The sequence below is a fragment of the Paenibacillus sp. NPDC093718 genome (assembly GCF_050279985.1).
Lineage (GTDB): Bacteria > Bacillota > Bacilli > Paenibacillales > Paenibacillaceae > Paenibacillus_AQ.
In genome coordinates, this window is sequence record NZ_JBNNUS010000005.1 from 534,362 (window position 1) to 557,265 (window position 22,904).

Consider the following 22,904-nt stretch of genomic DNA (forward strand, 5'->3'; position numbering starts at 1 on the left):
AAGATGCGCACAATCGTAGTTGGCAGTAGACAAAGTGCTCTGGCACTGACACAGACAGGACAGGTTATTGATGACTTAAAGCGTTTAGCCAAGGAGCACGGTCTGGACTATGACTTCACCGTCAAAAAAATCGTCACAAAGGGCGACCGCATACTAGATGTTACCCTCTCCAAGGTAGGCGGCAAAGGATTGTTTGTCAAAGAAATCGAGCAGGCGATGATGGACGGCGAGATTGATATGGCGGTTCACAGCATGAAGGACATGCCTTCCGTTCTGCCCGAAGGTTTGGTGTCCGGCGCGGTGCCGGCAAGAAAGGACCCTCGTGATTGTCTGATCTCCAAAGAAGGAACAACGCTGGATGACCTTCCTACAGGTGCCAAGGTGGGGACAAGCAGTCTGCGCCGGTCCAGTCAGCTCAAGGCTTACCGGCCGGATCTGCAGATCGAATGGATTAGGGGGAATATCGATTCTCGCATTCGCAAAATGGAGGACGGTGAATTTCAGGCCATCATTCTGGCGACCGCCGGTCTTCAGCGTATGGGTTGGGAGGACCGGATCACGTCGTACTTGCCGATTGAAATTAGCCTGCCAGCCGTCGGCCAGGGCGCACTTGGAATTGAATGCCGCGAAAACGATGCAGACCTGCTGCATCTGCTCTCTCTTTATAATGATGAGGTTACCGCACGAACCGTTGCGGCTGAACGCAAGTTTCTAAGCGAGCTTAACGGAGGATGCCAGGTGCCGATCGGGGCTTACGCCGTCCTGAAGAATGTGGATGCCGGAGATTCCCGCCGAGAACAAAACGTTATACAATTAACAGGAATGGTAGGTTCTCCTGACGGCGAAATCATACTGAAGGAAAGCGCCGAGGGAACCGACCCTGAATCGCTCGGAGTGGAAGTGGCTGAAAAGCTGAAAGCTAAAGGAGCGGAGAAGATACTGGCACAAGTTAGGGGCTGAGGATATGGCAGGCAAGGTTTATCTGGTGGGAGCAGGACCGGGCGATGCACGCCTGATCACGATTAAAGGCAAGGAATGCATTGAAAAAGCGGATGTCGTGGTGTATGACCGATTAGCCAGTCCTCGGCTGCTGCGATGGATGAAACCCGGAGCGGAGAAGGTCTATGTAGGCAAGCTTCCGGATCGGCATACGTTGAAACAGGAGCAGATCAATCAGCTGCTGGTTGATTTTGCTTTGGAAGGCAAGACGGTAGTCCGTTTAAAGGGCGGCGATCCAACGATCTTCGGAAGAGTGGGTGAAGAAGCGGAGCTGTTATACCGTCATGGCATCATGTACGAGATTGTGCCGGGGATCACCTCGGCGATCAGTGTTCCGGCTTATGCCGGGATTCCGGTGACGCATCGTGACCATGCTTCGTCTTTATCGATAATTACCGGCCACGAAAGTCCCGAAAAGCTGGATCGAATGATTCAATGGGACAAGGTTACCAATGCAACGGGGACTTTGATTTTTATGATGGGTGTGGCCAAGATTGGTTATATCAGTCGTCAGCTGATCAAGCACGGCCGACCGCCGGAAACCCCGGTGGCTCTTATTAGATGGGGAACCCGGGCAGAGCAGGATACGCTGACGGGGACACTGGCGGACATCGAAGACAGAGTCAAGGCAGCGGATTTTCAGCCGCCTGCGGTCATCGTTGTTGGACAGGTGGTGCTTCAGCGGGAGCACCTGAAGTGGGCGGAACGGCTGCCCCTCTTCGGAAAAAGAATACTGGTCACAAGGACGCGAAGCCAGGCCAGTGCATTGGTATCCCAAATCGAAGAACTGGGCGGAGAGCCTTATGAGTTTCCCGTCATCGAAACCGTCATGCCTTCGAAGAGCGAGAGGCTTACCGGAATTCAACAAGCACTGGACAAGCTGAGTACGTATGACTGGGTATTTTTCACCAGCGTGAACGGAGTCGAATTCTTTTTCCGCCACCTAAAGGAGAATGGTCGCGATATTCGCGCCTTAGCCTCGGCTCGCATCGTCGCAGTTGGCCCCGCAACAGCTCATGCTCTTGGACAATACGGTGTAGTGGCTGAAGTTATCAAGGAGCGTTACCAGGCGGAAGGCCTTATCGATGCTTACGGTTCAGAGCTCCAGCCCGGTCAGCGCGTGCTGCTGCCTCGCGGCGATCTGGCACGCAAGTGGCTGCCGGAGAAGCTGACGGAAATGGGACTGCACGTCACGGAAGCCGTGATCTATGAGAACGTGCTGTGCGGCGAGGACGATGATGAGCTGCTGAAGCTGCTTGAAGATGGAGGCATTCACGCCGTTACGTTCACCAGTTCATCTACGGTTACCAATCTGCTGAAGGTGCTGAAGGGGATGGGCGTGGCAGATCCAGTCGAACTGTTGAAAGGTTCGACGATTGCTTGCATCGGACCATTAACCGCGCAGACGGCTGAAGAAGCCGGACTGCACGTATCCCTCCTCGCCGAGGAAGCGACGGTCGACAGTCTGGTTAAGGCCTTGTGCATTTGGAACGAGAACGATCCACGCCGTGTTGCGCCATAATACCATAATCTCTTATATACATGAACGAAATTACATCATTTGGAGGTATACGTCATGAGTTTTCCAATCGTACGCCATCGTCGGCTGCGTCAAAATGCCGGCATTCGCAGCATGGTCCGCGAGACCGTGCTTCATACGGAGGATCTGGTTCAGCCGATCTTCGTGACCTATGGCAGTGGTGTGAAATCCGAGATTTCCTCCATGCCAGGCGTCTATCATTTTTCGCTTGACACCTTGAAAGAGGAAGTAGACGAAATCGTAAGTCTAGGCATTCCTGCTGTGCTCCTGTTCGGAATTCCCGAGACGAAAGACAGCGTGGGCACATCGGGTTTTGCGGATGACGGGATTGTCCAGGAGGCTACCCGTCTCATCAAGTCGTGGCATCCCGATCTGCTGGTGATTGCTGATACGTGCCTGTGCGAATTTACCGACCACGGCCACTGCGGTATGGTGCATACCTTTGAGCGTGACGGCCACACCTGCGGCGATGTATTAAACGACGAGTCGCTGGAGCTGCTTGTCCGTACAGCGGTTTCCCAGGCCAAAGCCGGAGCCGATATTATTGCACCTTCCAATATGATGGACGGTTTTGTCCAAGCCATTCGTTCCGGACTTGATGAAGCCGGGTTTTATAACGTGCCGATCATGTCTTACTCCGTTAAGTACGCTTCGGCCTTTTACGGACCCTTCCGTGAGGCTGCCGATTCCGCTCCGCAATTCGGCGACCGCAAAACTTATCAGATGGATCCGGCCAATGTGAGAGAGGCGCTTCGCGAGGCGGAGACGGACGTGCTGGAAGGCGCCGATATGCTGATGGTGAAACCGGCTATGGCCTACCTTGATGTTGTCCGATTGCTGAGAGACCAGTTTGATCTGCCGATTGTTGCATATAACGTGAGTGGTGAGTATTCCATGATTAAAGCGGCTGCTCAGCAGGGATGGATCAGTGAGCAGGCGATTGTGATGGAGCTGTTGACCGGGATGAAGCGTGCCGGTGCGGACATTATCATTACGTATTTCTCGAAGGACGCAGCACGCTGGATGCGCAGCTAGTAACCATTAACGATGAAAGAGTTAGGAGTGCATACAATGAGCCAAGATTTGCGAAAAGAAGATTTGTCGCGTTCCGCTTTTGAAGAAGCGAAGTTATATATTCCCGGCGGTGTTAACAGCCCGGTACGTGCGTTTAAGTCTGTTGGACTAACCCCGATTTATATCGATCGCGGAGAAGGCAGCCGGGTATATGATATCGACGGCAACAGCTTTATCGATTATGTCGGTTCCTGGGGGCCGCTGATTATGGGTCACGCGCATCCTGAGGTTGTTGAAGCGCTTCAGGAGACAGCTGCCAAGGGCACCAGCTTCGGTGCTCCAACCCTATTAGAAACGAAGATGGCGAAGCTCGTCTGTGAACGCGTACCGTCGATCGAGGTCGTGCGGATGGTGAATTCCGGTACGGAAGCAACGATGAGTGCCATCCGTCTAGCGCGCGGTTATACAGGACGCAGCAAAATCATTAAATTCGAGGGCTCCTATCATGGCCACGCCGACAGTCTTCTGATCAAAGCGGGATCAGGCATCGCAACGCTTGGACTTCCTGATAGTCCGGGTGTGCCAGAAAGCGTTGCTTCCAACACCATTGCGGTTCCTTATAACGATCTGGAATCGGTACAGCTTGCCTTCGAGCGGTTCGGCGAAGAGATTGCAGCCGTTATTGTTGAGCCCGTGGCAGGCAATATGGGCGTGGTTCCGCCGCAGCCAGGATTCCTGGAAGGTCTTCGCAAGGTCACTTCTGATTATGGCAGCGTACTTATTTTTGACGAGGTGATGACCGGATTCCGCGTTGACCTGAACTGCGCGCAAGGACGTTATGGCATTACGCCGGATTTGACCTGCCTGGGCAAGGTGATCGGCGGTGGTCTGCCAGTCGGTGCTTATGGAGGCAAGCGTGAGCTGATGGATCAGATTGCTCCGGCGGGACCGATCTATCAAGCAGGAACATTAAGCGGTAATCCGCTCGCCATGGCGGCTGGGTACACCACCCTGAACCTACTGACGCCTGCCGTCTATGAACAGCTCGAGGAGCGGGGAGCCCGTCTTCAGGCAGGATTTGAGCGTAACGCTCAGGAATTCGGTATCCCGCTTACGATTAACCGGATCGGCTCCATGGTATGTCCTTTCTTCACGAATACGCCGGTCGTCAATTTCGATACGGCAAAGACTAGTGATCTGGATCGTTTCCGCCGTTATTTTGCAGCGATGGTACAAGAGGGAGTCAGCGTACCTCCTTCCCAGTTCGAGGGCATGTTTATCTCGGGCGCTCATACGGTAGAAGATATCGATGCTACCATTGAAGCCAACTACAACGCCTTCAAAAGCCTATGAGTTACGGGGGGAATTGGAGCAAACGCGGCGAATGGCTGGAGACGACGCCGGGCAAGGCGCTATTGAGTCAGCCGGACCGGAACGAAGCCGCTGCCAAGTGGCTTATGGACACGGTCGGTATGCCCGAGAAGCTGTACCGTAAGCTTCGTGATGAACAGGGGATACAATGGAGAGGGGATCGGCTTCGGCTGGTCCTTTTTCCTTATCGGGATTACGGCATCGAACCGAGATGGCAGGAGCTTGATGTATTGTATGAGGACGATTTCTGCCTGGTCGTGAACAAACCGGCCGGTATGGCCGTCCATCCGGACAACGAGAGCCGCGAGACGACCCTGAATCATGTGGTTGCCGCATATTACGAAGCAGAAGGCATTCATACGGCTGTCCGGCATATTCATCGGCTGGATAAGGATACAACAGGTCCCGTACTGTACGCCAAGAATGAATATGCGCAGCTAAAGCTTGACGAGGACATGCGGGAGAAGAAGATCGTCCGGATATACGCCGCTATCGTTCAGGGGAGGGTCTCTCAGGATTTGAAGAGAATCGATCTGCCGATAGGCAAAGACCGCTATCATTCAAGCCGTCGGAGGGTTTCATTAACCGGGCAGGCTGCGATCACGCATATTCTATCATCCGAGGTGTATCCGAAAGCCAGCCTGCTGCAAATTCGACTGGAAACCGGCCGGACGCATCAGATCCGGGTGCATCTAAGTCATATGGGACATCCGCTTCTGGGAGATTTCTTATACGGAGGACCAGGGGCGTTTCCGCGCCAAGCGCTGCATGGCGAACGTCTGTTATTTACTCATCCTCTCACGGGCGAGAATATCGAGGTGAATGCACCCTGGCCTCTGGATCTGATGGAGTTAAGAGAGCGAATCATAGAGACATCGGAACGTTAAGAAAATTTGCAAGATCCTGAATGAACCCGTAACTTTCACGCACAATTCGCAAAAAAGTCATGCTCTCCTATTTTCGGCATATAGATAAATTGAGTGGCAAAACTTAGGCTCATGCCGTGATGACAGATCACGGATAGTATATGCCAAAAAGGAGGACATTCCCGTGTTTGACCAGTCCTACGGATTGCGGTTCGATATTTACGAGCGTATTAATTTAACGGAAGATTTGCCGGGAATCGAAGAATTGGAAGAGGCGGAGTTGATCCCGCATATTCAGGTGATCAGTCAGCAGGACCAGGCTACGCTTCGGGGTCATCTGCTTCTTGCAGGCCTGTATAAAGGTGACACCGAAGCAGGAGAGACGGAGCCGCTCGAACACTGGATCCCGGTTGAAATCACGGTCCCGATGAACCGGGTATCATCATTGGATGACATCGCGGTCGAGATCGAGAATTTTGACGTGGATTTGTTATCCAAACGCAGCTTGAACATTACAGGGGTTCTGTCGCTCAAAGGAATTCAGGCGGCGGCTCCGGGAGCCCGTGACCAAGTATGGGCCAATGAGGAATTCACAGTGGTACATGCTCCTGAAGCGACTGATTCGTATTCGAACGGGGAGCAGCAGTTCGCAGCCAACCCGTACGAACAGCTTCATGGCGGCGGAACTCATGCAGACGCTAACTCGACTTCGCCTTCTTACTTCAACGAGGCTCAGACCAGAGCCCAAGAGCCCGGGTCGGATGCACGCACACAGCAGTATCTGGCATCCTGGGCGCAGTATGAGAACCAAACACGGGATTCACAGGACTCAGACAGCACCATTAGCATCTCCAGTGCGCCTGAAGCCCGGGATACGGTCGAATATGCCTTACATAATGAGACGGAAGCTCAGGCAGCTGAGTCGTCGATTCCAAGTGTATGGCAATTCGAACGGGCTTCGGTCCAGCCCGAGCCGGAGCAAGAAGATCCGGCAGCCGGTTTCCCTGGTGTCATTGAGCGTAAGGGTGAAGAAGTTGAAGCCGTTCCGGTTCTGGAATCAGTGGAAACGGAGGAAGCCCAGCCTGTTTTCGCTGAGGAAGCAGTACCTTCGGAGGATATGGATGATATAACGGAAGAGGTTTCCATTAAAGCCGAAGAGGTTCCGACCAAGCCGGAGTTAAAGGTGGCCTTCAACACGAAGAACAGCAGCACAAACAGCGCATCGGGCGTAGGCTTCTCTTCGTTGCTTCAATCGAGCAGAACGGTTCAGGATCAGGATCAAGCCGCTCGGGACGAGGAAGAAGAGACGGAGGAATTGGTTGACTCCGCAACGGCCGAGGACGTGGAGTGGAAGAGTCTGTTCCTGGGTAACCGCCGTGAGGAAACGCCTTTCCGCAAGGTCCGGATGTGCATTGTGCAGCGTGAAGAGACACTCGACGTGATTGCCGAGCGTTATCAACTGACGCCGCGAGAGCTTTTGTTATATAACCGCATGTCCGAGCAGAATGTGGAAGAAGGCCAGGTATTATACATTCCGCAGTAATCGGCGGAGGTCAATCGCATAAGAACAAGCAGGTCAAGGTAGGATATCCTTGGCCTGTTTTTTGTTTGGCAGGGAATCGGTTAGGAGAAGAGGGAATGGACGAGCTGAGGCTTCTTTTTATAACGTATAAGATTTATTTGGATCGACAGGTATGATGTCTAAACCGTTCGGAAACACTCGAAATATTGACTATATGCAACAACCACGGTATATTTGAATAGAATATGTACAGGTATTTCAATAAGCTAGAACAACGTTGAACGGGAAGAGTAGGAAGGTATGGCCTTCAGAGAGCGGAATTGCTACCAAGCGCTGTGAGATTCCGCAGGAACCAGCTTGCCGAAGTCGCCCCGGAGTTGCGGACTTGAGATAGAGTAGGGATCGATCGCTACCCTGGTTAGAGTTCGCCGGCCGCAGCCGTTATCTGCGTAAAGTGTCGTGCTTGATCGCAGGCCTTTCATGTTCTTCATGGGAGGACACGATTCATGAATTATTATAAGCACGAAACAAAGGTGGTACCGCGAGAGAACAGTCTTTCGTCCTTTGAGGACGAAGGGCTTTTTTTGTTTCACGCAAACATGGATATCCATGGCCACGCCCGGAGGCTAAAACGTTTCGGGTTGGCAAAACTGATTAACAGTATCGGAGGTACGAAAATATGGATCAAAAACAAAACCAATCACAGTTAGACATGCCGACGACGTATGATCCGAAGGCAGCCGAACAAAAATGGTATCCGTACTGGAAGGAAGGCGGCTTCTTTGAAGCTGGCAAACGACCGGACGCGGAGCCGTATACGATTGTTATTCCTCCACCAAACGTTACGGGAATGCTTCATATCGGCCATGCCCTTGACTTTACGCTGCAGGACATCCTGATTCGCGTAAAGCGGATGCAGGGCTATGATGCGCTGTGGCTGCCGGGCTCTGACCATGCGGGCATCGCCACGCAAACCAAGGTTGAGCAGAAGCTTCGCGAAGAAGGCGTTACCCGCTACGATCTGGGACGTGATAAATTTCTGGAGAAAGTGTGGGAATGGAAGGATCTGTATGCGAATACGATCCGTGACCAATGGTCCAAGATCGGCCTGTCCCTCGATTACTCCAGAGAGCGTTTCACGCTCGACGAGGGGTTGTCGGAAGCGGTTCGGGAAGTATTCGTCAAGCTCTATGATAAGGGGCTCATATATCGCGGCAAACGCATCATCAACTGGGACCCGGCTGCTCGCACGGCTTTGTCCGATATCGAAGTGGAGTACAAAGAGGTCAACGGCCATTTGTACCACTTGCAATACCCGCTGAAAGACGGCAGCGGCTCCATTACCGTAGCAACCACCCGTCCGGAGACCATGCTCGGCGATACGGCGGTAGCCGTTCATCCGGAAGATGAGCGCTATAAAGACATGATCGGCAAGACATTGGTCCTGCCTATTGTCGGCCGCGAGATCCCGGTTATTGCCGATGAGTACGTGGAGAAGGATTTCGGCAGCGGAGCGGTTAAAATTACGCCGGCCCATGATCCGAATGACTTCGAAATGGGTCTGAGACATGATCTGCCGCAAATCACCGTGATGGACGAATCCGGAACGATGAATGAATTTGCCGGCAAGTACCAGGGCCTTGACCGCGCAGAATGCCGCAAGCAGATCGTCAGCGACATGAAGGAATCGGGCGTATTGCTTCGCATCGAAGACCATGTCCATCAGGTTGGTCATAGCGAAAGATCCGGTGCGGTGGTCGAGCCTTACCTGTCCACGCAGTGGTTCGTTAAGATGCAGCCGCTTGCGGAAGCAGCCGTTACTGCGCAGAAATCCGGCAAGGGCGTAAACTTCGTGCCTGACCGGTTCGAGCGAACCTACCTGCATTGGATGGAGAATGTGCGCGATTGGTGCATCTCTCGTCAATTGTGGTGGGGCCACCGGATTCCGGCGTGGTATTCCGAATCCACGGGCGAAGTGGTTGTTGCCATGAATGAAGAGGAAGCGCGCGCGAAGCTTGGCAAGGACGATCTGAGACAGGATGAGGATGTGCTGGATACCTGGTTCAGCTCCGCATTGTGGCCGTTCTCAACCATGGGCTGGCCGAATCTGGACAGCGAGGATTTCAAACGTTATTATCCGACAAGCGTTCTCGTAACGGGTTATGATATTATTCCGTTCTGGGTTTCGCGGATGATTTTCCAAGGGCTTGAATTTACGGATCAAATGCCGTTCAAAGATACGCTTATCCATGGTCTGGTTCGGGATAGCGAAGGCCGCAAGATGTCCAAGTCGCTCGGCAACGGCATCGATCCGCTCGAGGTTATTGAACAGTATGGCGCAGATGCCATGCGTTATATGATATCGACCGGCAGTACGCCGGGTCAGGATCTTCGATTCCGCTGGGAACGTGTGGAGCAAGCGCGTAACTTCGCGAACAAGATCTGGAATGCGTCACGTTTTGCGCTCATGAACCTGGAGGGCTTCACGGCGGCGGATATCGACATTTCGGGAGAGCTGGGAACGGCCGACCGTTGGATTTTGCATCGTCTGAACGAAACTTCCCGCGATATTACGCGTCTAATTGATGCCTACGAATTTGGCGAAACCGGTCGACTGCTCTACAATTTCATCTGGGATGATCTGTGTGACTGGTATATTGAATTTGCTAAGCTGTCCCTGTATGGCGAGGATCAAGCGGCCAAGAAAAAGACGCAGTCGGTGCTTGCCTATGTGCTGGACCGCACGATGCGCTTGATCCACCCGTTCATGCCGTTCATCTCCGAAGAGATCTGGCAGCATTTGCCGCATGAAGGCGAGACGGTGATGTTGGCTTCATGGCCGACCTATGACGAGGCATTTGAGAATGCGGAAGCCGTTACCGAAATGAACCTGCTGATGGATGTCATCCGTGCTGTACGTAACATCCGGGCGGAAGTAAACGTACCGATGAGCAAAAAAGTGGAACTCCAGTTGAAGCCGGTAAGCGAGCAAATTGCCAGCATTATCGATCGCAATGCGGATTATATTCGCCGCTTCTGCAACACGTCGGAGTATCAATCCTCCCTTGCGCTTGAGGCGCCGGATAAGGCGATGACCGCCGTGGTAACAGGTGTTGAAATGTATCTGCCGCTTGCCGGGTTGATCGATATCGCTCAGGAGATCACGCGTCTGGAGAAGGAAATTCAGCATTTGAACAGCGAAGTCGAGCGTGTGGAGAAGAAGCTGAACAATCCTGGTTTCGTATCGAAAGCACCCGAAAAGGTGATTGAAGAAGAACGGGCGAAGCTTGCGGATTACTCGGACAAACGCAGTAAAGTGATTGCGCGCATCGAAGAATTGAGAGGCTAAAGGGCAAGATGAATCTGGACCAGAAGGTGAGAACGATGGTTGATCATTCGGCAGCTGCAGTGGCAGCTCCGTTCCATACCTATGAGGAAGCGGTAGCTTGGATCAACGGGCTGATTCCGTTTGGAATCCGCCCGGGCATGGATAGAATTCAGCGATTGATGGAGCTCCTCGGCCATCCGGAGCGGCGGTTGAAATTTATTCACGTGGCCGGAACGAATGGAAAAGGCTCCACATGCGCTTTTTTAACAAAGGTTCTGCTTCATGGGGGATTCACGGTTGGCACCTACACGTCTCCCTATATTACGAAGTTTACCAATCGGTTTCAGTATAACGGCGAGGACATACCGGAAGAGACGCTGCTTGAACTCGCGAATCGCTTAGCGCCGCTTGTAGCCGAAATTGCGGGCTCCGGGCTCGGATCGCCCACCATGTTTGAGGTGTCCACCGCCCTCGCGATACTGTATTATGCCGAGGTATCTTATCCGGACGTGGTGGTATGGGAGACGGGACTTGGCGGTCGTCTGGACGTGACCAATATCGTTCATCCCATCATTTCGGTGATCACGAATATCGGAATGGACCATACCGACGTTCTGGGTGATACCATTCAGGAGATCGCCACGGAAAAGGCTGGCATTATCAAGCCTGGAGTTCCTGTGGTGAGCACGGTAACTCAGCCGGAGGCTGTCGATATTCTGAAACAAACGGTAGTCAAAAACCGTACAAGTCTGTATCTCGTAGATGAACAATTCTCCTATGAGCGGCTGCGCGGGAACGAAGAAAGCCAGACTTTCCGTTTTAAGGGTCCGTTTCGGGACATGGATCTGGACATCTCGATGCAGGGTGAGCACCAATGCGCCAATGCCGCGCTTGCGATGATGACGCTGGAAGTGCTTCGCCAGTATATGGCTTTCATCGTGGATGATGAAGAATTGCGTACAGGGTTTAAGGATACTTTCTGGGCGGGAAGACTGGAACAAGTGCAGTCCTCCCCGCGGATTGTTCTCGATGGTGCGCACAACCCCGAAGGGGCTGAAACCTTGGCCAAAAGCTTGCCGCAGATCTATAAGTATCGAAAACTGAACTTAATGATGGGAATGCTGGCAAATAAGCATCATGAATCGTATTTGCAGCATATACTGCCAATAGTGGATACGCTTATCCTGACTGAACCGGATTTCCGGAAGAAACTGGACGCCAAGGCGCTTGGTGACATCGTAGAGCAGGTAAGGGAGAAATACGCCAAACATACACTGCAAATCATCATAGAACCAAATTGGAAAAACGCACTTGAAGAGTTGAAGTCACGGACGGAAGCGGAGGATCTTGGGGTGGTGTCGGGCACGTTGTACCTGATTGCCGACGTGCGTTCCAACCTCCTGGGCCTTTCCGATTCTGAAAAAGGTTGGTGATATCTGTTGAATACATCGGAACATGTTCATTTTATAGGAATTGGCGGCTACGGGATGAGCGCCATTGCAAGAGTTATGCTGGAGATGGGTTATAAAGTCACGGGTTCTGACGTGGCATCGCAAGAATTGACAGAAAAGCTGGCGGCCAAAGGCGCCAAAATATACATTGGACATACCGCCGAGCAAGTCCAGGGCGCGGACCTTGTGGTTTACTCGACGGCATTATCCCAAGACAACGTGGAGCGGGTCGAAGCAGAGAAGCTGAACATTCCTGTCCTTCACCGTGCGCAGATGCTGGCGCGTCTTCTGAACGAACGCAAAGGGGTCGCCGTAGCGGGTGCGCATGGTAAGACAACCACTTCATCGATGATTGCGCTCGTAATGGAAGAGTGCGGCGTCGATCCGACATTTATCATCGGCGGGGAAATCATGAACGTGGGCACGAATGCCAAAGCCGGTGAAGGCGAGCACGTGGTGGCCGAAGCGGACGAGAGTGACGGTTCATTCCTTCAGTACCACCCTTGGCTCGGCGTTGTTCTGAATATTGAGGCCGATCATCTGGAGAATTACGAAGGGGATTTTAATCGTCTCAAGGCAGCATATGTACAATTCCTCAGCCAGATCAAGGCAGACGGTACGGCCGTGGTTTGCGCGGACGATAACAACATTCAGGCGATTTTGCCTGACCTAAAATGCAATGTCACCACATACGGCATTCATGCGGATGCAGAGTATACGGCAACGAATCTGGTGCTCGGCGACCGTCACGTCAGCTTCACGATGCTTCATAACGGCATGGAGCTGGGTACTGTGGAATTGTCCGTACCGGGTAAACACAATGTCTACAACGCCATGGCTACGGTGATATGCTGCTTGAAAGGCGGAATCTCGTTCGAAGCGATTGTAGAGGCCATCGTCAAGTTCAACGGAGCTAAGCGCCGCTTCCAGGTGCTGGGCGAAGCTGAAGGCATTCTGGTGATTGACGACTATGCGCATCATCCGACGGAGATCGAGGCTACGATCAGTGCCGCCAAAGCTACGGGCAAACGGATTATTGCCGTATTCCAGCCGCAGCGGTATTCGAGGACCTTTTTCCTGCTGGATGCGTTTAGCCGCGCATTCGGGGAAGCGGATGAGGTGATTATCACCGATATTTATTCTCCTGCCGGCGAGAAGCAGATCGAGGGTATCAGTTCCGGTAAGCTGGTGGAGCTGATTGTCCAGAACAGCAATGCCGGTGCCCGCTATTTGCCTACCAAAGAAGATGTCCTGAGCGATCTCAAAGGTCGAGTAAAAGAAGGCGATCTGGTTCTGACGATGGGTGCGGGCGATATTTGGAAGGTCGGCGCTGCTTTAGCGGAGTCTATTAAAGGCAAGAAGTAAATGGATTGCACGCATGCTTTGCTGCTTCGCTGCAGCAGGGGATTGCATGAGCTTTTGTCTTAGAACGGAGGCAAAGCAGCGGATCGATAAGTAGAACACAGGCTGATCAAGAAAGATGCTTTCTTGATCAGCCTGTTTGTTTTATTTTCGCACACTCATAAGTTGCCAAGCTTGATCATATAGCTAGGTGTAGAAGGACAAGTGAGGTGTGTGGATATGAATAAAGCACGAATGACGATTCGTTTCGATCACGATCCGCCGAAGGACAGCTACAAGGATCATATGCGTGATGAACGGGATTCGCATCAAAAAGTTCCCGCAAGTCGCGATGCTCAAGTTGATGACCGTCATCTCGTATTCGACGAGTTTGACACAATGACTGATCGGTTTACCGATGCGGGCAATTCGTTCGAACATAGGAGCAGCATGCAACATGATCATCTGCGAGTAGTCTCGCCGCTCCGGGAGGAGGACACTCGGGATGTGAACGGACAAGAATGGAGATCCTCGCGTCATACCCGGTCCAAGGGGCGATTAGCTGAGGAAAGAAGACGTCTGGATCATGTCGAGGGCGGGGCGTTCGGTAACGGGTCTGAACCTGCCGATACATATGACGATATGCGTGAGGTTGAGGATCTCTACGATCTTCATGATGACGCGTATTCCGGAAGAGTGGGCCCGGGCGCAAACGATTCGAATTGGAATCTCGGGCACGAGAAAGATCTACATGAGTCACCTGCCGATGATTACGGTTATTATCGCTCGCGCAAGCCTACCTCCTTCTGGAAAATGGCTGTATCCGTGACCGCGGCTGTTGTTACGGGTTTGCTGTTTGGGTATATGGTGCTGTCCATGTTTAACGGCGGCAATGCAGGTGAGGATCCTGCAACGGGGCAGCTTGAAAGCAATGATGCAGTTAACCAAGCACCGGCTGATTCATCCGGGGGAACGGGAGCATCACTCGCACCAGAGTTAACTGAATCGACAGCACGCATTCCGGGTCAAATCTTCTATATGCTTCAGTACGGTGTGTTCAGCACGCCGGAACGGGCAGAGCAGGCGAAAGGGGAGCTGCTGCAGTCCGGTATTGCGGCTGGGGGAGATTTGGATGAGGAGAACCGTGTTTATGCGGGCATATCTCCAGACCGCGAGCAGGCCAAGCTGCTCAGCAATCAGCTTAAAGCCGAAGGCGTCGAATTATACGTGAGAGAAATCGCGCTGCCTAATATAGAGTCAGCTGCCTTTGCGGGCGAGGAGCAGACGCTGACGGACTATTTCACGATAAGCGGAGAGCTTGTGTCGGAGTTGAGTACGCTATCGGCATCGCTGCTGGGGAAGCAGGAGGCCGGCGCGGTGGCGTCAGAGAATATAACTGCGATCACAAATCTGCACCAGCAGTGGATCCAATCGATGAAGCTGCTGTCCGCCGGCTTGGGTCCGGAGACCGGGGCTGTGCTGCCGGCGATGGAGCAATCCATGAACAGTTCGATCACAGCGCTCTCTGAATATAACAAAAATCAATCCAAGGGGCATTTGTGGGAGATTCAAACGGGCATGATGAACTATGTCATGGGCCAAAAGAAACTCCTGGATGGCCTATAAATTCAAATTTACGTCAAATCCGGCTCGGAACTGGAAATAGTTCCCCCTGCCGGATTTCTGTTTGTATTGCTTATCGATTCACCGTATAATAATTAGGGTGTCAAAATATGGCGAGGGAAGAGGATGCATGAAGAAAAACAAAGGAATGCTCATCTTGTTTTTGCTGCTGGGGTGGCTGACGGGAACATGGCTGGCCAAGGCGCTTCAACCTGTTAAGGCTTTGTCGTTTTTAACGTCGACTACACCGATTAAGTGGTCGCCTAGCGCTGATTTTGACATTATTCGTTATGACATTAACCTTGAACTTAACTTTTGCCTGCTCAGTCTGCTTGGCATTATAGCAGCGCTTTGGTTATACCGCAGGCTCTAAGACATGACAAAGGAGATTATCCCCCTTGAATGAGAAGAGAAACCGCCGTATCATATTGGCCTCCACCTCTCCTCGGCGTCAGGAATTGATTGCCTCCCTTCGTATCCCATTCGAGATTATGCCTAGTGAAGCTGACGAGGACACTCCGCACGGGTGGTCGCCAGAGCGAATTGTGGAGTCACTGGCACTACGTAAAGCGGAAGCGGTTCTCCGAAAGCTGACGGATGATCCGGGAGATGGTATCATTGTGGGAAGCGACACGATTGTAGTTGTCGATGATCTTGTCCTCGGGAAACCGGAGGATCAAGCCGACGCGGCAAGGATGTTGTCCATGCTTCAAGGACGGGCTCACCTCGTGTACACGGGCGTGGCTTGTGTCGACCGGGAATCTGGTCGTACCAAGGTCGCTCACCGTGTGACAACCGTAAAGATGAAAACGTTAAGTGATGACGCGATCGCGGCTTATGTAAAGAGCGGGGAACCTGCTGACAAAGCGGGCTCGTATGCGATTCAAGGCTTGGGTGCAACCATCGTGGAAGGAATCGAAGGCGACTATTTTAACGTTGTCGGCCTGCCGCTTTCTCTGCTGTCGGACATGCTGTCTGAAATGGGGATGGATGTACTCACCGATTCATAGATATAGAACAACGGCATTCGAAATGTAGGGGTATCCTGAAGTTTCGGTGACCTGCTGATTTAAATCTTAGAAAAGAGGGGAATATATGGAGTCGCCAACGCTATTGCTGCGCGACATCCCCCATGATGAACGACCAAGAGAGCGCATGATGCAATATGGGGCGAGCGCTTTAAGCCATGCAGAATTGCTGGCGATATTGCTTCGGACCGGAACCCGCCAGGAATCTGCCGTACATATAGCCCAGCGGCTGCTGGGGGAAGCAGGCGGCATCCGGCAGCTCGTTGATCTTAGCATTGAGGAAATTACGCAAATCAAAGGAATTGGAACGGCTAAGGCTGTTCAGCTGAAGGCTGGCATCGAGCTTGGACGGCGCTTAGCCGCATCGAGACATGTAGAGCCGGTTATTATTCGCAGTCCGCATGACGCGGCAGAACTGCTCAGTGAACAGATGCGCTATTTACAGAAAGAGCATTTTGTCTGTGTATTTTTAAATACGAAAAATCATGTCATTGCCCAGGAAACGTTATCGATGGGAAGCCTTAATGCTTCCATCGTTCATCCCCGCGAGGTGTTCAGAGCGGCCATCAAATGCAGCAGTGCATCCCTGGTGTGCGCGCATAACCATCCTAGCGGAGATCCGACGCCCAGCCCGGAAGACATATCGCTGACTGCACGCTTAGTGGAGGCAGGACAGATTGTCGGGATCGACGTGCTGGATCATCTGATCATTGGGGACGGATCGTTTGTAAGTTTGAAGGAACGGGGCTTGATGTAATATAATAGTTCAGATTGACGAAGAAAGGGAGATACATCATGTTTGGTGGTTTTACGAAAGATTTGGGAATCGATTTGGGGACGGCAAATACGCTGGTTTATGTTCGTGGGAAAGGAATTGTCGTAAGAGAACCTTCCGTGGTTGCTCTGCGTACAGATACGAAGAGCATTGAAGCCGTCGGAGAATCGGCTAAGAAAATGATTGGACGCACACCGGGGAACATTCGTGCCATTCGTCCGATGAAAGACGGCGTCATCGCTGATTTTGATACAACGGCTACGATGATTAAATACTTTATTCGTCAGGCACAGAAGCAGCGTTCCATATTCCCCCGTCATCCGAACGTGATGGTATGCGTGCCTTCCGGCATTACGGCGGTAGAGCAGCGTGCGGTGGAAGATGCCACCAAGCAAGCGGGAGCACGCGAAGCTTACACGATCGAAGAGCCTTTTGCAGCTGCAATCGGTGCCGATTTGCCTGTGTGGGAACCTACGGGCAGCATGGTCGTTGACATCGGCGGAGGTACGACCGAGGTTGCGGTCATTTCGCTAGGCGGTATTGTAACCAGCCGCTCTGTACGCGTTGCAGGCGATGAGATGGATGAGTCTATTATCTCCTATATCAAACGTCAATATAACTTGATGATCGGTGAGCGCACATCCGAGCTGCTCAAGATGGAAGTAGGCTCCGCGATGCCGCTGGAGACTGTAGAAACGATGGAAATCCGCGGCCGCGACTTGGTGACGGGTCTGCCGAAGACGATCACGATTACATCGGATGAGATCAGCGAAGCGTTGGCAGATACCATTAATGCCATCGTTGAAGCCGTTAAGGTTACCCTTGAGAAATGTCCTCCGGAGCTTGCTGCGGATATTATGGACCGAGGCATCGTGCTTACGGGAGGCGGCGCATTGCTTCGCAACCTGGACAAGCTGCTTGCCGAAGAGACCGGCATGCCGGTCATCGTTGCGGAGAATCCGCTGGACTGCGTGGCCATTGGCACAGGTAAAGCGCTCGAGAACATTCACTTGTTTAAATCCCGGAGCAGCTCTGCCGTCCGTTCCAAACGGTAGAAACCAAAATAAAAGTGTAAACCCCTAATGTTGGGAGAGAAAACAGTAAGTTAGAGGGTGTTGCAACTGTTTAAGCTGCTAGGCAATAAGCGTTTGTTTATTATGCTCATCGGGCTGGTAGCGTTTATCGCTATTATGGGGTTTACGCTCGGCCCGAGAGCTTCTTTATCTTGGCCTGAAAAATTCGTCAAAGATACGGTCGGTTTTGTGCAAAGTGTGTTTTATAAGCCCGCTGCCTATATAGCGGGTTTCTTTGAAGATGTGCGGAACATGAAGGAAATCTATGAAGAGAATGAGGAACTGCGCCGGGCGGTTGCGCAGTATTCGCGTGAGAGTGCAAATTACAACAACATGAAAGCCAATTACGAGGCACTAAAAGACGAACTTCATTTTACCGAAAACCAGAAGAATCGTGACAAATACGAATATCGAACCGCTCAAGTCCTTAGCGTTAATTCGGATCCGAATAACCGGTCACTGGTCATCGATCTGGGCGAGCGCGATGGGGTTCGCCCTAATATGTCGGTCACCACGGTCGACGGCATGGTCGGCATCATTAGCAACGTCAGCAATTTCACCTCTACAGTGAAGCTGCTGACTACGATGGATGCCCAGGATCCGAATCCGCAGCCGATTTCGGTTACGGCGATCGGGAAAGAGGACAAAACGTTTGGCGTGGTTGAGAGCTACGATGAGAAGACCAACACGCTGCTCATGACGCGAATTTCGGAAGATGATCCGATTAAGGAAAAAGATAAGATCATTTCATCCGGTGCCGGAGGCGTTATTCCTCAAGGCATGATCATCGGTAAGGTCCTCAGCGTTCAGACCAGCCAATACGGTCAAAGCAGAACGGCTACGATCGAACCAGCCGCCAAGTTCGATGATTGGAAATATCTGACCGTTGTCATTACGCCTGAGGAGCCTGAATAAGATGGCCCGTAAACAAATTTTGATTCTGCTGTTGTTCTTGTTGTTTATTCTGCAGGGCACGGTGGTTTTCTGGTTAACGCCAAGCTCACTGCAGCTTCAGATTTATCCTAATTTCGTGTTGGTTTGCTTGTTTTTTGTATCGATTTATTATCATCGCCACACGGGGCTGGTGCTCGGACTTATATTCGGCATGCTTCACGATATCGTGTATTACGGCGAGATGATTGGCACTTATTCGTTTGCTATGGGCGTATCCGCATATTTGGTGGGGCTTGTCTTCAAGTCCCCGCGGGCGCCGCTGCCCATGATGATGACCATTGTCATCCTGGGGAGCTTGTTGTTTGACAGTACGCTTTTTGGCATATATAAGGTGTTTCGACTCAATCCGACTTCTTATAATTGGTCACTGCTTCATCATATGCTACCCAATCTCCTTGTTCATTTTGCCTTTGCTCTGGCGATTTACGTTCCTCTTCGCAAGCAGATTGAGTTGGTTACGAAGAATCAGAGAAGGAAGGCATCCTGAACCCTCCATTATGACATTTTACTAGACTAGCAGGAACTTGAAGGTTTGAGCGCGAAATGTATAGGGATGGGAGGGACAGGCTTATGGCTGTAAAATCCAATCATGTGACGATTAAGGGCATCAAAGATGGCCTGGTATTCCTGCTTGATGACCAGTGTGAGCTGGAGGAGCTGCTCGGCGAGCTGCGCTATAAGCTGGAGCACAGTCATCAGAATATTTTGACCGGACCTATCATTCATGTGGATGTGAAGCTGGGTTCCCGGAAAATTTCCGAAGAAGAGAAGCAGACGATTCTTGACATATTGAAGCAAAAGGGCAACCTGCTGATACGTAATGTGGAATCGCCGCCGCTTGAGTCGGAGCTCATACCAGAGGAGAAGCTTACGCTTAAGACAGGGATGGTACGTTCCGGACAGGTGCTGCATCATGACGGCGATCTCTTGTTCCTCGGCGATGTGAATCCCGGCGGAACCATAACGTGCACCGGCGATATCTACATATTGGGAGCTCTGCGCGGAACCGCGCACGCCGGTGTAGAGGGCAACGAGGATGCGATTATAGCGGCTTCGTATTTTGCCCCTACCCAGCTCCGTATCTCCCAGATGATCAGCAGACCGCCGGATGAATGGGAGACGCGGGAAACGGTCATGGAGTTTGCGTATTTGAAGGACGGAAGCATGGAGATCGATAAGATCAGCAACATCTCACGTTTGGGTCGGGATTTTAATGTGTTTAAAGGGGTGTAGAACATGGGAGAGGCAATCGTCGTAACTTCGGGTAAAGGCGGAGTCGGTAAAACGACGACATCGGCGAACATCGGCACAGCTTTGGCACTGCTCGGAAAAAAAGTGTGTCTGGTTGATACGGACATCGGTCTTCGTAATTTGGATGTCGTGATGGGCCTGGAAAACCGGATTATATACGATTTGTGCGACGTTGCAGAAGGGCGATGCCGACTTAACCAGGCGCTGATCAAGGACAAGCGCTTCGATGAGTTGTATATGCTTCCTGCAGCCCAGACCAAAGACAAGAATGCCGTTTCTCCGGAGCAGGTGAAAGATATCGTACTTGAATTGAAAAAGGAATTCGAATATGTCATTATCGATTGTCCGGCTGGAATCGAGCAAGGATTTAAGAATGCCATTGCCGGTGCAGATAAAGCGATTGTGGTTACAACGCCCGAGAATGCGGCCGTGCGGGATGCGGATCGGATTATCGGCTTGCTGGAGAGCTCTCATGTAGAGTCTCCGAAGCTTGTTGTAAACCGGATTCGCCCGAACATGGTGAAATCCGGCGACATGCTGGAGATTGAAGATGTGCTGCAGGTGCTGAATATTGATCTGATCGGGATCGTCCCCGATGATGAAATGGTTATTAAAGCGGCCAATATCGGGGAGCCTACGGTGATGAATCCGGACTCTCAGGCAGCCATCGCCTATAGAAACATCGCCCGGCGTATCCTGGGTGATACCGTTCCTCTGATGCAAATCCATCAGAAAAAAGGGATGTTCACCAAATTCAAAAAGTTTTTTGGAATGGGTTAATGGGTTAAAGGCTTTTAACACGAACCGGTGCCGGGAGGCATCGGTTTTTTTGTTTACTTCATCTACGCTGTTATGATCTTCATACATTCTGTTCGCCTCTTCAATAGGGCTTGTTCTAAATATCTTTCATCTCCTCATAGGATAGAGTAAGAAAACAAGCCCCAAGGGGGAAAGAACAATGGACATCAAAACTTCAGTTAAGAACCGAAGAGAAGCCCGCATTCGCGAGCTGCTGGAAGGGGAAACGTCACCGGCACCGCATGATAAGTCGTCATGGGGGCCCGTTCCCGAGAAAAAGCCTGCCCATCCCAATCTTCACAAGACAGGCTTTATACAGGAACACAGGGCGAACCCTTCCCCGCTTCTTGCAGAGAGTGAACCGGATCCCGAGCGGCTTTGGAAGCAAGGGCACCGCGGTTGGTATGGTGCGCTGGATCCCGGTGATCCTGGGGAACCGCCAAGAAAAGCTTCGTTTCTGTCGGGCTTGGTGCGCCGCATCATCGTCAGCGCGCTGGTGTTTGGATTGGCATGGGGGGTATTTTCGTTTCAGCAGCCGTGGGCTCTTCGTACGCAAGCTTTTATTGTTGAGGGGCTGAGCCATGAGATGGATTTCCAGGCAGCCCAGGTATGGTACGAGGAGCACTTTGGAAGCGCGCCTTCCTTCATTCCGATTTTTGGACAAACCGACGAACACTCGACGAAGGTGAATGCCGGGACTTCTTTAGTTCCTCCGCTTTCCGGAAAGGTGGTCCAATCCTTTGCCGTGGATCTGAAAGGCATCGTTTTGGAAGCCGGAGGGGGTTCTTTAGCAGACCGGGCGGTTAAGAGTATAGAGACCGGACGCGTGCTTGAGGTTAAAGAACATCCTGAGAATGGGATCACCATTCTCATACAGCATACAGGAGAGAGAACGGCGATATACAGCAGGCTGGCAGAAACGGGACTTAAGGTAAACGATTGGGTTCAAGGCGGAGATATTGTCGGCACATTGGCGTCTTCAGGCGCAGGCAGCCCGCCATCCCTTTATTTCGAACTGAAAGAGGGGGATCGAGGTATCGATCCGGCGGAAGTGATTCCGTTTGATTAAGTTTAAGGGAACGGTATTGTCGCTGCATCCTCTCTTTGTTATTGTCATGCTGGCATCCGTATTCACCGGTCGCTTTTTGGAATTGCTGACCCTGTTTATTATCGTGTTTATTCATGAATTGGGACACGCCGCCGCAGCGGCAGCGATGGGGTTCAAGGTACGAGCCATTCAGATGCTGCCGTTCGGCGGCGTTGCTGTCATTGAAGATGACGGCAGGATGACTGCGATGAAGGAAATCATCATTGCGCTTGCGGGTCCGCTGCAAAATGTCATCATGATTGGCATTACTCTGGCTTGCAGATGGGCGGGGTGGGGAGACGAGCAGCTATTGTCTTATATCATACAGGGGAATCTTATCATCGCGCTGTTTAACCTTCTCCCGATTCTTCCGCTGGACGGCGGCAAAGTGCTGCAGGCCGTCATCAGCTTGCTCGCCCCATATCATGCGACCTTGCTGTGGGCTTCCCGTGCTGGCATTTTGTGCAGCTTGATCATGATCGGATATGGCTTGCAGCCGTTATTTTCCGGCGGCGGTATTCGTTTAAATGTGCTGATGATCGGCCTCTTTTTAGCGTATTCCAATTTTGAAGATTATCGGAATGTGCATTACCGGTTTTTAAGATTTTTGGTCAATCGGAGCGAGATTTATGAACGAAATTTAGATGGACTCGGTCCTGCGCAGCCAATCGTTGCAGATTCTTCGAAACCTTTGGATGATATTATGCGTCTATTTAAACGAGAGAAGTATCATCTGATTTATGTCATGAGCGGACGAGGCAGCCTGCTTGCCGTCGTTCCGGAGCAGCATGTGATCTCTTCTTATTTTGCATCAAATGGTCCGCCCTGGTATGCGTAAATCGTAAACACCATGAGGAAGACGCAGGGCGGGCCATGATTCTTT

General features: G+C 51.8%; 20 protein-coding genes and 1 other annotated feature. All 20 genes read left to right on the top strand.

What is annotated here, in order from left to right; translation table 11 throughout:
* Positions 1-3 precede the first annotated feature (3 nt).
* The 20 genes from hemC (at position 4) to ACQKPA_RS18255 (ending at position 22,859) form a co-directional block, all read left to right on the top strand.
* The gene (hemC, locus tag ACQKPA_RS18160; protein WP_427493952.1) at positions 4-960 is read left to right on the top strand and encodes a hydroxymethylbilane synthase; all 957 of its coding nucleotides are present in this window, start codon (positions 4-6) and stop codon (positions 958-960) included.
* Positions 961-964: 4 nt separating this feature from the next.
* Positions 965-2,521: a uroporphyrinogen-III C-methyltransferase gene (gene cobA / locus ACQKPA_RS18165; RefSeq protein ID WP_427493953.1), complete on the top strand. Its 1,557-nt coding sequence runs from the start codon at positions 965-967 to the stop codon at positions 2,519-2,521.
* Positions 2,522-2,575: 54 nt separating this feature from the next.
* Entirely contained in the window at positions 2,576-3,574 is a 999-nt protein-coding gene (hemB, locus tag ACQKPA_RS18170) for a porphobilinogen synthase (RefSeq protein ID WP_216535374.1), read from the top strand.
* A 36-nt stretch (positions 3,575-3,610) separates the two neighbouring features.
* Positions 3,611-4,906 carry a glutamate-1-semialdehyde 2,1-aminomutase gene (hemL, locus tag ACQKPA_RS18175; RefSeq protein WP_427493954.1) on the top strand — a complete coding sequence of 432 codons (1,296 nt, stop codon included), beginning with the start codon at positions 3,611-3,613 and terminating at the stop codon, positions 4,904-4,906.
* Positions 4,903-5,811: an RluA family pseudouridine synthase gene (locus ACQKPA_RS18180; protein WP_427493955.1), complete on the top strand. Its 909-nt coding sequence runs from the start codon at positions 4,903-4,905 to the stop codon at positions 5,809-5,811. Before hemL ends, ACQKPA_RS18180 begins: the two co-directional genes overlap by 4 nt.
* Positions 5,812-5,974: 163 nt before the next feature.
* Positions 5,975-7,333: a LysM peptidoglycan-binding domain-containing protein gene (locus ACQKPA_RS18185; RefSeq protein ID WP_427493956.1), complete on the top strand. Its 1,359-nt coding sequence runs from the start codon at positions 5,975-5,977 to the stop codon at positions 7,331-7,333.
* A gap of 247 nt (positions 7,334-7,580) precedes the next feature.
* Positions 7,581-7,880, top strand: a binding site (T-box leader).
* Positions 7,881-7,991: 111 nt separating this feature from the next.
* Positions 7,992-10,661, top strand: coding sequence for a valine--tRNA ligase (locus tag ACQKPA_RS18190; RefSeq protein WP_427493957.1), 2,670 nt, complete (start codon positions 7,992-7,994; stop codon positions 10,659-10,661).
* 8 nt (positions 10,662-10,669) lie between these two features.
* Entirely contained in the window at positions 10,670-12,073 is a 1,404-nt protein-coding gene (locus tag ACQKPA_RS18195) for a bifunctional folylpolyglutamate synthase/dihydrofolate synthase (RefSeq protein WP_427493958.1), read from the top strand.
* A gap of 6 nt (positions 12,074-12,079) precedes the next feature.
* Positions 12,080-13,456: a UDP-N-acetylmuramate--L-alanine ligase gene (gene murC / locus ACQKPA_RS18200; protein ID WP_071223416.1), complete on the top strand. Its 1,377-nt coding sequence runs from the start codon at positions 12,080-12,082 to the stop codon at positions 13,454-13,456.
* A gap of 216 nt (positions 13,457-13,672) precedes the next feature.
* On the top strand, positions 13,673-15,058 hold the full coding sequence (locus tag ACQKPA_RS18205; protein WP_427493959.1) for an SPOR domain-containing protein: 1,386 nt from the start codon (positions 13,673-13,675) through the stop codon (positions 15,056-15,058).
* Positions 15,059-15,185: 127 nt separating this feature from the next.
* Entirely contained in the window at positions 15,186-15,428 is a 243-nt protein-coding gene (locus tag ACQKPA_RS18210; protein WP_071223415.1) for a DUF4321 domain-containing protein, read from the top strand.
* A 25-nt stretch (positions 15,429-15,453) separates the two neighbouring features.
* Positions 15,454-16,065 (top strand): Maf family protein, encoded by a 612-nt coding sequence (locus tag ACQKPA_RS18215; RefSeq protein ID WP_427493960.1) that lies wholly within the window; start codon positions 15,454-15,456, stop codon positions 16,063-16,065.
* Positions 16,066-16,150: 85 nt separating this feature from the next.
* Positions 16,151-16,840 carry a RadC family protein gene (radC, locus tag ACQKPA_RS18220; RefSeq protein WP_009593994.1) on the top strand — a complete coding sequence of 230 codons (690 nt, stop codon included), beginning with the start codon at positions 16,151-16,153 and terminating at the stop codon, positions 16,838-16,840.
* 38 nt (positions 16,841-16,878) lie between these two features.
* Positions 16,879-17,913: a rod shape-determining protein gene (locus ACQKPA_RS18225; protein ID WP_071223413.1), complete on the top strand. Its 1,035-nt coding sequence runs from the start codon at positions 16,879-16,881 to the stop codon at positions 17,911-17,913.
* A 57-nt stretch (positions 17,914-17,970) separates the two neighbouring features.
* The gene (gene mreC, locus ACQKPA_RS18230) at positions 17,971-18,846 is read left to right on the top strand and encodes a rod shape-determining protein MreC (protein ID WP_427493961.1); all 876 of its coding nucleotides are present in this window, start codon (positions 17,971-17,973) and stop codon (positions 18,844-18,846) included.
* 1 nt (position 18,847) lies between these two features.
* Positions 18,848-19,372, top strand: coding sequence for a rod shape-determining protein MreD (gene mreD / locus ACQKPA_RS18235; RefSeq protein ID WP_427493962.1), 525 nt, complete (start codon positions 18,848-18,850; stop codon positions 19,370-19,372).
* Between the two features lie 83 nt (positions 19,373-19,455).
* Complete coding sequence (locus ACQKPA_RS18240) at positions 19,456-20,118, top strand: septum site-determining protein MinC (RefSeq protein ID WP_427493963.1); 663 nt, start codon at positions 19,456-19,458, stop codon at positions 20,116-20,118.
* A 3-nt stretch (positions 20,119-20,121) separates the two neighbouring features.
* Positions 20,122-20,916, top strand: a complete 795-nt coding sequence (minD, locus tag ACQKPA_RS18245; RefSeq protein WP_009594006.1) for a septum site-determining protein MinD — start codon at positions 20,122-20,124, stop codon at positions 20,914-20,916.
* 178 nt (positions 20,917-21,094) lie between these two features.
* Complete coding sequence (locus ACQKPA_RS18250; RefSeq protein ID WP_427493964.1) at positions 21,095-22,003, top strand: peptidoglycan DD-metalloendopeptidase family protein; 909 nt, start codon at positions 21,095-21,097, stop codon at positions 22,001-22,003.
* Positions 21,996-22,859 carry a M50 family metallopeptidase gene (locus ACQKPA_RS18255; RefSeq protein ID WP_427493965.1) on the top strand — a complete coding sequence of 288 codons (864 nt, stop codon included), beginning with the start codon at positions 21,996-21,998 and terminating at the stop codon, positions 22,857-22,859. The genes ACQKPA_RS18250 and ACQKPA_RS18255 overlap by 8 nt, the downstream gene beginning before the upstream one ends.
* Positions 22,860-22,904: the final 45 nt, after the last annotated feature.

What these genes read in the sequence shown, in the direction of transcription:
- hemC (WP_427493952.1), top strand. Translation starts at nt 4, where the DNA reads ATGCGCACAATCGTAGTTGGCAGTAGACAAAGTGCTCTGGCACTGACA.
- cobA (WP_427493953.1), top strand. Translation starts at nt 965, where the DNA reads ATGGCAGGCAAGGTTTATCTGGTGGGAGCAGGACCGGGCGATGCACGC.
- hemB (WP_216535374.1), top strand. Translation starts at nt 2,576, where the DNA reads ATGAGTTTTCCAATCGTACGCCATCGTCGGCTGCGTCAAAATGCCGGC.
- hemL (WP_427493954.1), top strand. Translation starts at nt 3,611, where the DNA reads ATGAGCCAAGATTTGCGAAAAGAAGATTTGTCGCGTTCCGCTTTTGAA.
- ACQKPA_RS18180 (WP_427493955.1), top strand. Translation starts at nt 4,903, where the DNA reads ATGAGTTACGGGGGGAATTGGAGCAAACGCGGCGAATGGCTGGAGACG.
- ACQKPA_RS18190 (WP_427493957.1), top strand. Translation starts at nt 7,992, where the DNA reads ATGGATCAAAAACAAAACCAATCACAGTTAGACATGCCGACGACGTAT.
- ACQKPA_RS18195 (WP_427493958.1), top strand. Translation starts at nt 10,670, where the DNA reads ATGAATCTGGACCAGAAGGTGAGAACGATGGTTGATCATTCGGCAGCT.
- ACQKPA_RS18205 (WP_427493959.1), top strand. Translation starts at nt 13,673, where the DNA reads ATGAATAAAGCACGAATGACGATTCGTTTCGATCACGATCCGCCGAAG.
- ACQKPA_RS18210 (WP_071223415.1), top strand. Translation starts at nt 15,186, where the DNA reads ATGAAGAAAAACAAAGGAATGCTCATCTTGTTTTTGCTGCTGGGGTGG.
- radC (WP_009593994.1), top strand. Translation starts at nt 16,151, where the DNA reads ATGGAGTCGCCAACGCTATTGCTGCGCGACATCCCCCATGATGAACGA.
- ACQKPA_RS18225 (WP_071223413.1), top strand. Translation starts at nt 16,879, where the DNA reads ATGTTTGGTGGTTTTACGAAAGATTTGGGAATCGATTTGGGGACGGCA.
- mreD (WP_427493962.1), top strand. Translation starts at nt 18,848, where the DNA reads ATGGCCCGTAAACAAATTTTGATTCTGCTGTTGTTCTTGTTGTTTATT.
- ACQKPA_RS18240 (WP_427493963.1), top strand. Translation starts at nt 19,456, where the DNA reads ATGGCTGTAAAATCCAATCATGTGACGATTAAGGGCATCAAAGATGGC.
- minD (WP_009594006.1), top strand. Translation starts at nt 20,122, where the DNA reads ATGGGAGAGGCAATCGTCGTAACTTCGGGTAAAGGCGGAGTCGGTAAA.
- ACQKPA_RS18250 (WP_427493964.1), top strand. Translation starts at nt 21,095, where the DNA reads ATGGACATCAAAACTTCAGTTAAGAACCGAAGAGAAGCCCGCATTCGC.